Source organism: Natronospira bacteriovora, assembly GCF_030848495.1.
Taxonomy (GTDB): domain Bacteria; phylum Pseudomonadota; class Gammaproteobacteria; order Natronospirales; family Natronospiraceae; genus Natronospira; species Natronospira bacteriovora.
This window is the reverse complement of the sequence record NZ_JAVDDT010000008.1, coordinates 180,418-194,248: the sequence shown is the minus strand read 5'-3', so window position 1 is coordinate 194,248 and position 13,831 is coordinate 180,418. Positions and strand designations below refer to the sequence as shown.

Annotated in this window: 12 protein-coding genes; 10 read left to right on the top strand and 2 right to left on the bottom strand. The window is 62.5% G+C overall.

Features of this window, described 5'->3' with window-relative positions:
• Both RBH19_RS12305 and RBH19_RS12300 read left to right on the top strand, forming a co-directional pair.
• The coding region (locus RBH19_RS12305; protein ID WP_306729149.1) for a hypothetical protein at positions 1-643 on the top strand (643 nt) is incomplete at its 5' end.
• A gap of 522 nt (positions 644-1,165) precedes the next feature.
• The gene (locus RBH19_RS12300) at positions 1,166-3,178 is read left to right on the top strand and encodes a CARDB domain-containing protein (protein WP_306729148.1); all 2,013 of its coding nucleotides are present in this window, start codon (positions 1,166-1,168) and stop codon (positions 3,176-3,178) included.
• Between the two features lie 75 nt (positions 3,179-3,253).
• On the opposite strand, the gene RBH19_RS12295 is transcribed toward RBH19_RS12300, so the two are convergent.
• Entirely contained in the window at positions 3,254-3,658 is a 405-nt protein-coding gene (locus RBH19_RS12295; RefSeq protein WP_306729147.1) for a hypothetical protein, read from the bottom strand.
• A 107-nt stretch (positions 3,659-3,765) separates the two neighbouring features.
• Here RBH19_RS12295 and RBH19_RS12290 point away from each other — a divergent pair, with 107 nt between their 5' ends.
• Positions 3,766-5,373, top strand: a complete 1,608-nt coding sequence (locus RBH19_RS12290) for a Na/Pi cotransporter family protein (RefSeq protein ID WP_306729146.1) — start codon at positions 3,766-3,768, stop codon at positions 5,371-5,373.
• Between the two features lie 11 nt (positions 5,374-5,384).
• Here RBH19_RS12290 and RBH19_RS12285 read toward each other — a convergent pair whose 3' ends face one another.
• Positions 5,385-7,016 carry a cation:proton antiporter gene (locus RBH19_RS12285; protein ID WP_306729145.1) on the bottom strand — a complete coding sequence of 544 codons (1,632 nt, stop codon included), beginning with the start codon at positions 7,014-7,016 and terminating at the stop codon, positions 5,385-5,387.
• Between the two features lie 109 nt (positions 7,017-7,125).
• Here RBH19_RS12285 and RBH19_RS12280 point away from each other — a divergent pair, with 109 nt between their 5' ends.
• The 7 genes from RBH19_RS12280 (at position 7,126) to RBH19_RS12250 (ending at position 13,819) form a co-directional block, all read left to right on the top strand.
• Complete coding sequence (locus tag RBH19_RS12280) at positions 7,126-8,550, top strand: amidohydrolase (RefSeq protein WP_306729144.1); 1,425 nt, start codon at positions 7,126-7,128, stop codon at positions 8,548-8,550.
• Positions 8,550-9,836, top strand: a complete 1,287-nt coding sequence (locus RBH19_RS12275; protein ID WP_306729143.1) for an amidohydrolase family protein — start codon at positions 8,550-8,552, stop codon at positions 9,834-9,836. Before RBH19_RS12280 ends, RBH19_RS12275 begins: the two co-directional genes overlap by 1 nt.
• Positions 9,837-9,881: 45 nt before the next feature.
• Entirely contained in the window at positions 9,882-10,130 is a 249-nt protein-coding gene (locus RBH19_RS12270; protein ID WP_306729142.1) for a hypothetical protein, read from the top strand.
• Between the two features lie 107 nt (positions 10,131-10,237).
• On the top strand, positions 10,238-10,465 hold the full coding sequence (locus RBH19_RS12265) for a hypothetical protein (protein ID WP_306729141.1): 228 nt from the start codon (positions 10,238-10,240) through the stop codon (positions 10,463-10,465).
• 76 nt (positions 10,466-10,541) lie between these two features.
• On the top strand, positions 10,542-11,744 hold the full coding sequence (locus RBH19_RS12260; protein WP_306729140.1) for an NHL repeat-containing protein: 1,203 nt from the start codon (positions 10,542-10,544) through the stop codon (positions 11,742-11,744).
• Complete coding sequence (locus RBH19_RS12255; RefSeq protein ID WP_306729139.1) at positions 11,741-12,709, top strand: YbgA family protein; 969 nt, start codon at positions 11,741-11,743, stop codon at positions 12,707-12,709. The genes RBH19_RS12260 and RBH19_RS12255 overlap by 4 nt, the downstream gene beginning before the upstream one ends.
• A 255-nt stretch (positions 12,710-12,964) precedes the next feature.
• Positions 12,965-13,819 (top strand): hypothetical protein, encoded by an 855-nt coding sequence (locus RBH19_RS12250; protein WP_306729138.1) that lies wholly within the window; start codon positions 12,965-12,967, stop codon positions 13,817-13,819.
• The last annotated feature ends 12 nt before the right edge of the window (positions 13,820-13,831 follow it).

The window sequence follows — 13,831 nt, the reverse complement described above, 5'->3', positions numbered from 1 at the left end:
ACACTCTGACCTCGGGGAACGCTTACAAAAAGGGGGTCTCAGCATGCGTCTCAGTGCCATCCTGACCGGGATTGCCGGTGCCGTTCTTCTGCTTTTTCCATCGATTCCGCTAGCCCAGTACGTCTCCGGGATTGCCATCAAGGTTGAGCCGCCCGTGCCGGAAATCCAGCGCAACGGGGATCAGCTTGAGCACCTGAACCTGGGGTTCGCCTGTGTGGATGGGCGAACCGGCGCGCCAATTCGCTGCCGTCTGCAGGTCGAGAAGCTTGGGCTGTCGAACGATCTGGAAAATGATCGCGTGAGCGGCGGACATCACCACGATGACCCGCCACGGCCAATGACGGGGCTCTACTCCCGCCTGGACGAAGAGCCGGATGATCCCTTGCGTGTCGTTGGGTGGACGGTCAACTTCGGAGAAGATCCACCCTATGATGAAGCCCACCGGCTCGAATACGAACTCATGGAAGTGGCAGGCGAATACGTGCTTGATGTCCGGCTAGAGCTTAGCGGCGGCTGGGTTTGCCTGAATTGGTGTTGGGACCGGTATACACGGCGTATCCTCTCCTATATCAGGACAGGGTTTGATCTTCACCCGCTCGAATGTGAGTACGACCACCCAGGAACGCCGACACCAGGTGCCTGACGATCGGACGATGGCAGCTTTTTGATAATTAGGGGTGAGCAGGTTACCCAGGAGCCGGCGCACAAGGAGGCGATGCATTTGAGGCGCTTGGCAAAAGCTCGGCTAATGCTGTACGCCGGCCTGTATCAATCCACGTATGGTGAGCCACTTAGTATTAATGATTTGAGCTTGCCTATTGGCGGTCTTTTTGACCTAAATGGGCAGTGGTGGGCGGATGGTAACAGCAGCGGGAATGGGCATTATTCTCATCGCGACGGTCGGCACGCGGATTTCAATTCGCGCCGACAAGATGGAAGCAGGTTTGAATGCCGGAGTAATCGTTGGCTGCGTGAACAAGTGAGGGAGTCCAATTATATTCTTTCTGGAAGCCGAAATCTCTCGGGGCCGATCCATTGGTCCTGCAGTACGGTTTACAGTACGCACCTTACCTTCGTTGCTGTCGATGATATCTAATTTGGAATCGTCTTCATCTCGAAATGAAGGTTCTTGGTGATCCGATGACGGTTGATTGGGAGAGTTCGTATGAGTCCTATTGCTGCAGGGCTTTTCTGGGGGGCGGCTGTGGGTTTGATTCCAGTGCCGGATTTCGTGATTCACGACTCAGATTTGACTGTCGAAATTAGCGGTAATGAGTCGTCACCCAGTGATTATGTCTATGAGTACTATGTGAAGAATAACGACTCAAACACAGGTAATATTGTTTTCTTCCGTGTCGAAATGAAAGTCCCGAGGGGGCAGGCTTGGCCGAGAGGTCGGCGTGATCTATTTGTCTATCCCGGCCGAGGCGAGACATTGTATTCGGAATTGGTCAACTCATCAGCCTATACGCCAGTACAGACGGTGCCCGAACCAGGGTGGGAAAATACTCTTCATCCTGACGTCGTCTCGTTCTTTCCCAGCCGCGACCCGGGGGTGCCGCCAGGGCGGCTTGCGGGGCCATTCAAGATTGTTTCTCCTGCGCCACCGGCATTAAGACAAGTCACAATCGAGACGGATTGGGCATTGATGACTGAAGCCCACGATCCGACACCTGAACAGGTACAGGCAGCCTGGGAGGTTGAGAAAGAACTTCGCCAGGAACTCATCTCAGTGGCTCCCTTTGGTGTCCGCCCCAACAGTGGTCTCTATCTTGAGAAGTTCCTCTCGGATATGGGGCAGTTGGCCGAAATGGGATGGTGCGGTGCGGCTTTCACCGAGGCCGCTCACGAGCTTGTAACAGCGCAGAGAGAGGCCATCCAGTCGGCGGACTACTCGGCGCGTGAGCCGCTGACCGATTTTCTGGACACCTTGCCGAACTGGGAGGAGGTCTGTTCCCGCCGCGAGGCTTTTGATCTGATTCTTTATGGTGTCGGCGCCATGCGGGGGCAGCTGCCGGAGGAGCCGCCATCATCGTCACCGCCACCCCCACCCGCGGAGCCGGTGTATGAGATTGAGCCCCATGTCGGTCGCTATTACATCGGTGAGGAAGAGAATCTGGCGGTGTTGGCCAGGGACGCCGCCAGTGGTTACGACCCGATCGTCGGTCAGGATGTGGTCATGACGATCACTCAAGGGCCGCATCAGGGTTTGGCGGATATTAGCCAGACCAACGAGGAGGGGCGGGCGACTTTCTCCTACGAAGGTTACAGAGTGGGCGAGGATGTCATCCGCTTTGAATACCTTGAGCTCGGCATGCCTCCCATGGGTGCGGTTGCAAATTTCGATCCCGAATTCCTCATTTCCCACATGATTGGTGAGACGCGGGTTCTTTGGCGAGGTGGTGCCGACCTTCTGGTGCCGTTTTTCTCACCGCCATTCATCCGCTGGGATGGGGAGCAGAAGATTCGATTCCAGGATGAGACTGAGAACCGTGGCCGCCTGCCGGTGCCGGAGACAACAACCCGTTATTACATCAGCCCGGATGAACACTTTCGGCATGACGTTCATGTAGTAGGTGAGCGCCGCGTCCCGCCTCTGGAGGCGTTTTCCGGCCATCGCGGTGAGGCTCAATGGCTGGCTTTGCCTTCACAGCTGGACGCGGGAGACTACTATTTTCGAGCCTGCGCAGATGCCGATGATGAAGTCGTCGAGACCGATGAGGACAACAACTGCGCCACCAACACCATGGTGCTGGTGGCCATTCCTGACGAGACCGTGCCTGAGCCGGAGGTTCCAGTCTGTGAAGCATTAAAGGCCGACCCGGAGACGATCTGGCCGCCGAACCATCGAATGCATGCCGTGAATTTCACGGTAACGCACCCTGGCCTGGGGAATGAACCGACGATTGTAGTGACGGGGATCTATCAGGATGAGCCGCTCAATGATCTGGGCGATGGGAATTTCGAGCCGGACGGCAAGGGCGTGGGTGGCTCAACGGCCTGGGTGCGGGCGGAACGATCAGGCCTCAAGCGAGGGCGAATCTACGAGGTTCATCTTGATGCCGAGGCGAACGGTGTTCGGTGTGAAGGTAGCGTCACGGTCAGTGTGCCTCATGACCGCCGCCCAGGCGGTGAAGCAGAAGACTCGGGTGAACGTTACGACTCAACCGCTGATTGATCCCTTCATCCTTCGCAATGATCAGGCCCTGCCTCGCAAGAGGTAGGGCCTTTTTTAGGTTCTTCGTGGCAGCGGCTAGGGCGTACGCTCCTGGTTCCGGCGGGCAAGCAGAGCCGACACCAGCAGCCAGAGGCCGATGACGAGCAGGAAGTACTGGACGGTAATCAGGTTCTGTTCCAGCTGCGGCGTGCCGTTTCGTTCCAGCAGCATGACCAGGGGCCAGCCGGCAAAGAAGGCGAGGATCATCATCAGCCAGTGGCTTTCATCGCCCCCCTGGTGGTACTGATGCCCCAGGTAGGCGCTCAGTATCCCCGCCGGCACGGCCGCCGCCAGTGCGCTCAGGGCCCCTTGCTCGAAGCAGAACAGGGCCAAGCCTGTGGCCACAAGCAGCAGGCCGAGTACCCAGCCACCCCGGTCGGCAAAGGCCAGCAGTGAGCGGATCCACTCACGATGCCGATTCTGGCTGGGCGCACGTCGCATGCCTGAACCTCTGGAAAGGCGCTCCCGGTATTCCGAGGGGGAAAAAGAAGCGCGGGTGGTCGACCGCTCATCGAGGATGAGCCCCCGTTCAGGCTATCATTGTCTCCATGAACCTGTGGCAGATCCTGAGTTTTCTGGGCGGCGTGGGCCTGTTCCTCCTCGGCATGAAACTCATGACCGAGGGGCTGAAGGTGGCGGCCGGAGACGGCCTGCGACATGTGCTCGCCTTTGCCACCCGCAGCCGCGCGCGAGGCCTGGCTTCCGGCGCCATGATCACCGGCGTGGTGCAGTCATCCAGCGCGGTGATCTTTGCCACCATCGGTTTCGTCAATGCCGGCATTCTCGGTCTGGGACAGGCGGTCGGCGTCATCTACGGGGCCAACCTCGGCACCACGGCCACCACCTGGCTGGTGAGCGTGGTGGGCCTGGAATTCAGTCTCAAGGCTTTCGCCCTGCCGTTCATTGGTGCCGGGATGCTTATCCGTCTCCTGGCCAGGGTCAGCCGCCTGCGCGGCCTGGGGGATGCCGTCACCGGATTCGGTGTTTTCTTCCTGGGGCTGGATGTGCTCACCGACATGTTCCGCGAAACCGGGCCCATGCTCACCCCGGCATTCACGGGCAGCGGTGCCCTCATGCTCTTCCTGCATCTGCTGGCGGGCTTTCTGATGACCGTGGTCATGCAGTCGTCGAGTGCCGCGCTGGCGGTGATCCTGACGGCGGCCACCGGGGGTGCCCTGGCCCTGCCGGGAGCCGCGGCAATGATGATCGGGGCCAATCTCGGCACCACGTCCACAGCGGTGTTTGCCGCCCTGGGAGCCACCCCCAATGCCCGGCGCGTGGCCTCCTCCCATGTGATCTTCAATGTGGTGGAAGCCGCGATCCTGTTCCTGTTTTTCGGTTTCCTGCTTCAGCTGGTGCAGTGGCTCGCCGCCAGCGTGGGCATGGCCCATTCCATCGCCGTGGCGCTGGCCTTCTTTCACACCACCGGCAAGCTCATCGGCCTGATGGCCATGTGGCCGCTGACCCCCCTGATGGTGGACTGGCTCAGTCGCCGCTTCCGGCCACTGCCGGACGAACTGGCCCGCCCCCAGTATCTCGACGAGACGGTGCTGGCCACGCCGAGCCTGGGCCTGCGCGCGGTGGAAAAAGAGCTCAATCGGGCCCTGGTGGCCGCCGGACATCTGTTCACGGATGCCATTGCGGAAAAGCGCATTGAAAGGGCTCGCCTGGAAGGGCGTCAGCAGGCCCTGCAGTCACTGCTGGACATCATTAATGACGCGGCCCAGAGTCTGTCCAGCCATGACCTGAGCAGCCAGCATTCCCGAACCCTGCCGGATGTGCTGCGTACCACCCGATATCTGGAGGAGTTGGGGGAGCGGGCACTGGAGCTGGATGAAATGGCCCGGCGTCTGCCTGCCATCTGTCCGGTGGAGGAAGGGCAGGAGGGACCGACGCTGTCGGAGCTGGCGCGGGCAGTGCCCTCCGAACCGCTGACGAAAAGCGGCGTTTCGCCGGAGTTCGAGGAACGCTACCAGCGCATCAAGTCCGAGCTGCTGTGGGCCGGTGCATCGCGCCGCATGGGCAGCCGTCAGATGAGTGACTGGCTGGATTACTTCAGCGTCCTCCGGCGCGCGGCCAAGGTGCATGGCCGGGCCTGCCAGCACGCTGCTCTGGTGGCCTCCGCCTTGCACGAGGAGGCGGAGGCCGAGCACTGAAGTGCCTGTCTTCAGGCGCCCAGATGCCGCACGATGCGCTCGGCCGTTTTCTCCGCGGCGTCCCGGAACGGCAGCAGCAGCTCATGTTCGGGCAGGTCGGCCAGGGCGCGGATATCCGCCGGATGATGGGCCGTGAGCATGACACGGCCACGAAAACCCGCGTGGCGGATGCTGTCGATCAGGGCCCGATTGGCCACGGGGTCCGGCACCGTGCTGATCACCATCCTTGCCTGACTAAGCGGCAGCCGGTCCGGCAGTTCCGGGTCCTCCGCATCGCCGTAGCAGGCAGGGACCGATTCCGATTGCAGGGCGTCCACCGCCGCCGGGTCAAAATCCACCCCCAGCACGCGCACTTTCTGGTCACTCAGGCCCATGGCCAGGTCATAGCCGAAGCGCCCCAGACCGATCACGATCACATCCGCCTGTGTGGCCTCCTCGTGGCTGTCATCCGCCTGCTGGATGTTCTGGCGTTCGAAGATCCGCAGCCAGGGGGCGAGACGGTCGTAGATGGGGTGGGAGTAGATGATGAGGTAGGTGGACAGGCCGATGGTGATCAGCCCCACCAGGGTTACCAGCCCCACGGTCTCGGCCGTGATGTGGCCAAGACTGTAGCCCAGGGCGGCGAGGATCAGGGAAAACTCACTGATCTGGGCAACGGTCAGGCCGGCCAGAAAGCCGGTGCGGCTGCGGTAGCCCATGATGCCCATGATGATCATGACGATGATGGGGTTGCCGATCAGCACGAAGACCGAGAGGATCAGGGCCGGGCCCACCTGCGCCCCCAGCAGGTTCAGCTCCAGCTGTCCGCCCAGGTGCAGGAAGAAGAACAGCAGGAGAAAATCGCGCACGGTGGTGAGACGGGCGCCCAGGGCGTCCCGGAAGCGCGTCGAGGCCAGGGAGATGCCGGCCAGGAAGGCGCCCACCTCCATGCTGAAGCCCATGGCGTCACCCAGTGCCGCCAGGGCCACGGCCCAGGCGATACCGAACAGCACCAGCAGCTCACGGTTGCGGGCAATTTGCTCCATCAGCCAGGGCAATACATAGCGCATGGCCAGGCCAATCCCGACCAGCATCAATGCCCCGGCAGCGAACACCCGCAGGGCCTCCAGCCAGGGTCCTTCCGCCCCGGCCCCGGCACCGAAGGCGGACAGGCCGATCATCACCAGTACCACGACGATATCCTGGACAATCAGGAAGCCGATGGCGATGCGACCATGGAGGGCATCGATCTCGCGCTTGTCCGAAAGGAGCTTGACGATGATGATGGTGCTGGAGAAGGTCAGGGCCACGGCCACATACAAGGCGGTCACCGGTGACATGCCGAGCATGATGGCGATGCCGTAACCGATGAAGGACGTGAAGATGACCTGGCCCATCCCGGTAGCCAGGGCCACCGGCCCCATGGTGCGGATCAGCGAGAGATCGAGTTTCAGGCCGACCACAAAGAGAAGCAGGGCGATCCCCAGTTCGGCCAGCAGCTCGATGTCATCGGGATGGGGCACCAGACCGGCCACCGCCGGGCCGGCGATGATACCGGCGGCAATAAAGGCTACGATGAGAGGTTGCCGGAGCAACATGGCCACGCCGCCAAGGGCGACAGCCAGTGCCAGCAGAATGGCGATGTCGATAAAGCCGGTTTCCATGGAGTCCCCTTGCCGTTCGATCAGGCATGGGATTGAAGCATATTTTTCCACGCATTCACACGGAAGGCATTCACTTGCCGCAATTCGAACCAGTCGTGAAGGAGGCAGCATGGCAACACAAGTGATCAGGCCGGCCCTGGTGGCGGCTCTCGGCGCACTGGCGCTGGGGTTCGCCGCCTGCGGTGACGGCGACCAGAAAACGCAGAATGACGAGGATTTCGAGTTTTCCGTCCTCTCGGGAGGCTTTGAATCCACCTATCGCCCAATGCCGTCCGAGACGGTGCTGTTCACCAATGCCACCATCCTGACCGGCACCGGTGAGCGTATCGACAACGGCAGCCTGCTCATCCGCGACGGCCGGATCGAGGCGGTGGGCAATGACATCGAGGCGCCGGATGATGCCGAAGTGGTGGATGCGGACGGCAAATGGCTGACACCCGGCATCATCGACACCCACTCCCATCTGGGCGTCTATCCCTCGCCGGGTGTCTGGGCTCATGCCGATGGCAACGAGATCGTTTCGGCCAATACCGCCCATGTCTGGGCCGAGCATGGCCTGTGGCCCCAGGACCCGGGCTTCATCCGCGCCCTGGAAGGCGGTGTGACCACCGCGCTGATCCTGCCAGGGTCGGCCAACATCTTTGGCGGGCGCGGGGTCACCATCAAGAATGTTCCCGGGCGCACCGCCCAGGACATGAAGTTTCCCGGAGCGCCCCACGCCCTGAAGATGGCCTGCGGTGAGAACCCCAAGCGGGTCTACGGTCAGGGGCGCAACTCCCAGCCCTACACCCGCATGGGCAACAAGGCATTCGTGCGCGCGGGATTCGAGGACGGCAAGGAATACCTCAAGCGCTGGGAAGACTACAAGCGCAAGCAGGCCAATGGCGAGGACGCCGAAGCGCCGAAGCGGGACCTGGCCCTGGAGACCATTGCCGGCGTGCTCAATGGGGAAATCCTGCTCCACAATCACTGCTATCGGGCCGATGAGATGAGGCATCGCCTGGATATCGCCGAGGAATACGGCTTCCATATCACCGCCTTCCATCATGCGGTGGAGTCCTACAAGATTGCCGACCTGCTGGCCGAGAACAATGTCTGTTCGGCCATGTGGTCCGACTGGTGGGGCTTCAAGCTGGAGGCCTGGGATGGCATTCGCGAAAACATTCCCTTGGTGGAAGCAGCCGGTGCCTGTGCCGTGCTGCACTCCGATTCGGCCCAGGACATCCAGCGTCTCAACCAGGAAGCGGCCAAGACCATGGCAGCGGCCAACCGGGCCGGCATGGACGTGAGCCGTGAGCAGGCCATTCGCTGGATTACCCTCAACGCCGCCTCCATTCTCGGCATCGATGAAGTGACCGGTTCCCTGGAGCCCGGCAAGAACGCCGATGTGGTGCTGTGGGATGGTGACCCCTTCAGTGTCTATACCCGGACACAGAGGGTCTACATTGACGGCGCCCGCCTGTATGACCGGGACGATCCCGAGCGTCATCCGGAACTGGATTTCACTCTCGGCCTATTTGAAGGAGACAAGTGATGCTCAGAGCCATTGCCATTGCACTGTTCGCGGCAGTCGGTCTGGCCGTCGGCCCCCTCAAGGCCGAGGTGATTGCCATTACCGATGCCACCGTCCACACCCTGGGCGAGCAGGGTGTGATCGAAGACGCCACCGTTCTGATCCGGGATGGCCGCATCGAGGCTGTGGGCCGGGATGTGGGCGTACCGCGTGAGGCGCGCCGTATCGACGCCATGGGCCGCATCGTTACACCGGGAATCATTGATGCCCACGGTCATATCGGCATTGTCGAAGTGTCTGCCGTTGGTGGCAGCAACGACAGTTCGGTATCCGGACGGCATTTCACGGCGGCCTTTGACGTCACCGACGCCATCAACCCCGCGTCCATGCTGATCCCGGTCAACCGGGTGGAAGGCATCACCCGGGCGGTGGTCGCCCCCAGCCACGGCAGCGGCGGCACCCTGATCGCCGGCCAGGGCGCGATCATGGACCTGGGTGATCCGGTGGATTTCATCACCCGCAGTCCGGCGGCCATGTACGCCAGCCTGGGCGAGACCGGCGCCGCCCTGTCCGGCGGTTCCCGCGGTGCGGCCATGCTGCACCTGCGCGAAGCCCTGCAGGATGCCCGCGACTACCGTGACAACCGCTCGGCCTTCGAGCGTCGCGAACGGCGGGACTACGCCCTCGGCCGGCTCGACCTGGATGCCCTGCAGCCGGTGATCGAAGGCGAATTGCCGCTGATTCTGCAGGCCCACCGGGCCAGCGACATTCGTGCTGCCCTGCGTCTGGCCACCGACTACGATCTGCGTCTGGTGATCAGCGGGGGTGCGGAAGCCTGGAAGGTGGCCGATGAACTGGCGGCAATGAACGTGCCGGTCCTCATCGACCCCCTGCAGAATCTCCCGGGCCGTTTCGAGTCGCTGGCATCGACACTGGAGAATGCCGCCCGCCTGCACGAGGCCGGCGTGCGCTTCGCCTTCGCCACCGGTGACAGCCACAATGCCCGCAACATCACCCAGGCCGCCGGCAATGCCGTGGCCCACGGTCTGCCCCATGACGCGGCCCTGGCCGCCATCATGGCCGTACCGGCGGATATCTGGGGAATCGGCGATCGGGTCGGCCGTCTTGAGCCGGGCCTCGAGGCCGATGTGGTGGTCTGGGACGGCGACCCCCTGGAGGTCACCAGCTACCCGGATCACGTCATCATCAAGGGGCGGGAAATGTCCATGGAGACCCGCCACACCCGTCTCCGGGATCGTTACATGAACCTGGATGACGATACCCTGCCGAGGGCCTATCGGCGCTGATGGATCAGCGTTGATCCCCGGCGAATCACCGCTCTGGAAAGGGTCTTGGTGGCCCTGACCAGAACCGTGGGAAACAGGGATGTTTCCCTCGAGCCTACAGGGACGTATTCACGGCGTGTTCTGGGCAGGGCCACCAAGACCCGCCCCGGCACCCACGCCCGAATTTCCTCCCCGCTTTTTCACGAAGAGCCATTTTTCGTTTCATTGCGCCATTCACCATTCCTGCGCGGCCTTTTCGATTCGGGATCGAACCGCACCCTGCCGGAAAAGGTCTATATTGAAGGGAAGCTCTGAGGAGAGCTTTCGGAGGCCTGCAGGCCAGGCCTTCCGGGTGATCCGGGCGTTTCGGCCGGATCGTTGGACAGTGTGCTCACCGTGCGTGTCACGCGGGAGGTGCGCTCATGAGAATGCCCTACCGGACTTTATTCCTCCTTTCCGGACTGTTTCTTCTGGCGGGTTGTGCAGCCACGCCTGATCGGGAGCAAATCGAGCGGGAGCTGCAGTCGGTCTACAACCCATTCGACATGGAATACGTGTCGGTGGTGAACCAGCAGGCCCGCCGGGCCGGTGCCACGGTCATCTGGGTCAACCCGCCGCGTAAATCCGATCGTGATCCGCGCCAGGACTGAAACAGACTGAGCGACCGGTGATCGAAGGCCAGCGGAACCGTCTACAGGGGTCAGGCGGGATGGTATGCTTTTGCACATGAACAAGACCCTCCGAATCCTTGGCCTGATCCTCGCCTGTCTCTTTCTGGCCGGCAACGATGGCTGCCCCTTTGACTGGCGCGAAGCCATCGAAGAGGGGGCGGGTGATGTGGGCGAGCTGACCTGGAAGCGGGCCGACTACGTGATCGGGCAGACTTCCCGCGACCGGGCCGAGACCGCCCGGCCGATTGCCGAGGACACCCTGCTGGAGCCCACTGGGGTTGCCTTTTCCGGTGGCCCCCTGTTTGTGTCGGACACCGGCAACAGCCGCATCCTTGCCTATGAAGGGATTCCCGCCCGCAACGGGGCGGGGGCGACCTTTGTGCTGGGGCAGGACGACATGCAGTCTGGCGAGCGGGGTGGGGACGCCGGTGGCCTGTTCTTTCCCACCGGGGTGGCCGCCGGTAGCTGGGGCCTGGCGGTGGCGGATACCGGCAATGACCGGATCCTGCTGTGGGACAGTCGCCCGTCCAGTGGCCCTCGGGATGCCGACCGGGTCTTTGGCCAGCCGGCACTGGATCAGAACTTCGGCCCGGGCTGTTTCGAGGATGCCCTCAACGAACCCTGGGGGGTGCAGCAGGCGGATGAACGCATCCTGGTGTCGGATTACGGCAACAACCGATTGCTGCAGTTCGAGCGTGAGGCGGCGTCGGGTAGCGCAGCCATTCGCGTCATCGGTCAGGAGGCGATGGACGTTTGCCTCTCGAACCGGGGGCAGGGGGTGCCGTCCGCGGACAGTTTTGACGGGCCGGCCGGTTTCTGGACGGATGGCAACCGCCTGGCGGTGGCGGATCGCTTCAACAACCGGGTGCTGTTGTGGCGTGATTTCCCCAGCAATGGCGAACCGGCCGACGTGGTTCTCGGTCAGCCGGACATGCAGAGCCGTGTCGTCAATGCCGACGGACTGTCACGGGGCATGAATGGCCCTACGGGGGTCCACTGGGACGGCGACCGCCTGTTCGTCAGTGATCGTGGCAATCATCGGGTGCTCGTGTATGACAGCTGGCCGCTGGCCAGCCATCCACGGCCGGACGCGGTACTGGGTCAGCCGGACCGCAACAGCAATACCGCCAACAATACCGGCGACGGCACCGAGGTGAATGCCCGCAGTCTCAATGGTCCCGAGGCGGTCTGGTCTGATGGCGATCGGTTGCTGATTTCGGACACCGGCAACGCCCGAATCCTGATCTTTGTGCTATGACGGATATTCCCCGCGAACCCGACCACCGGATTCCGGTCGGAATCAGCGCTTGTCTGATCGGTGAGGAAGTCCGGTACAACGGCGGACACAAGCGCCACCGATATGTGCAGGAAGTCATGGGGCGCCATTTCCGCTACATACCCCTATGCCCGGAAGTGGCCATCGGTTTGGGTGTGCCCCGGCCCCCGATTCGCCTGGTGGGTGATCCCGAACGACCCCGTGCCGTGGAGAGTGATAATCCGGAACGGGACAGCACGGATGCGCTGGCTGCCTATGGTCGTGAGCAGGCCCATGGACTGCACGGCGAGATCAGCGGTTACATCCTCAAGGCCAAGTCACCCAGCTGTGGCATGGAGCGGGTCAAGGTCTATGACCACAAGGGCATGCCCAGCGGCAATGGCCGGGGCATTTTTGCCGCGGCCCTGATGGAGCAGCATCCCACCCTGCCGGTGGAGGAGGAGGGGCGCCTCAACGATCCCGCCATTCGCGACAACTTCGTCGAGCGGGTGTATGTCTACGACCGCTGGCGTCAGCTGGTGGCGGGCGGCCTGACGGCCGGGCGCCTGGTGGACTTTCACACCCGGCACAAGTTTCTCATCCTCGCCCACGACCAGCTGGCCTATCGTGAGCTGGGTCGCTTGATGGCGAGTGCCGGCGAGGCAGATATCGAGACGCTGGCCGGTCAGTACCTCAAGCAGCTGATGGCGGCGCTGAGCAAACATGCCTCCCGCCGTGATCACAGCAATGTGCTCCTGCATGTGGCCGGTTATTTCAAGCGCCATCTGGACGCCGATGACCGTCAGGAACTGAGCGATACCATTCACGCCTATCGACGCGGCGAGCAACCCCTGCTGGTTCCGCTGACCCTGTTGCGGCACCACCTGCGCCGTCACCCCGAGCCCTATCTTGCCAATCAGCAGTACCTGGATCCCTTCCCCCGGGAGCTGGGCAGCGGCGAGCGTTAGCCGCTCGGCCCCTAAACCTCTGAGTATACGCCAAAAACAAACGCTTGTTTGACACCGCCCCGGTCTCGACTATGGTTTTAGAGGGGCCTCTGCGACGAGGCTCCCGGGCCGTGCAGCGGGGGTTTCCCGCGGGAAACAGCAGCAAGGCCCTGTGCGGCTCCAGGAGGGGAGCAGGCAGGCTTTGGAACGGCCAGGCAGGCCGTGCCGCCTTTGGCCGCAATCCAACGACCTGAACCTGAATCGCAAGGGGGATTCATGAGAGCAAGACACCTGATCGGGGTGCTGGCGCTGCTGTGCTCGCCGGCCCTGTTTGCCAATACCGGCGTGGCCTTTGTCCATGGGACGGGCAGCCAGACCGACGCCTACAATGATTACTGGACGGCTGACATGATCACGTCGGTCACTGCGGGTCTGGATGACCCGTCGCGCCATGTGGTGATCAACTGCGACTTCGACCAGTACATGTGGGACCAGGCCGCGGCCGGCTGTCTCGCGGGGCAACTCCACGACTTCATCCAGCAACGCGCGGTCACCGACCTGGTGGTCATCACCCATTCCAATGGTGGCAATGTGATGCGCTGGATTCTGTCCAATCCCACCTGGGACGGACGTTATCCCGCAATCATCAATGCCACGCGCTGGGTCAATGCCCTGGCGCCGTCCAGCCTGGGAACCCCGCTGGCGAATGCCGTGATGGAGGGCAATGTGTTCGAATCCTCCCTGGGCTGGCTGCTGGGCTATCAGAGCGATGCCGTGCGCATGCAGCAGACCCACTGGATGGCGCACTACAACGCCCACTGGCTGCTGGGCACCAACGGCCGTCCGTCCCTGCCCACGGGCTTCTGGAACGTGGTCGGCAGCAATGTGCGCGTGGCGGTCTGGTCCGGCAACAGCTATTGCGGCGGTTATCACTACAACGTCGGGCTGGCCATCACCCAGGCCTGGCTCGATGACTGTGCAGACGGCTTCCTGGAATGCAGCAGCCAGTCCGGCGCCGGCCAGGTCTGGTTTCAGGACACCTGGGCCATGGATAACGGCTATGTGCTCAGCCACAACCAGAGCCGGCGTCCCTGCTTCGGCCTCGACCGCATCCTGCGTCACGACCTTTGATGGCGGCCCATG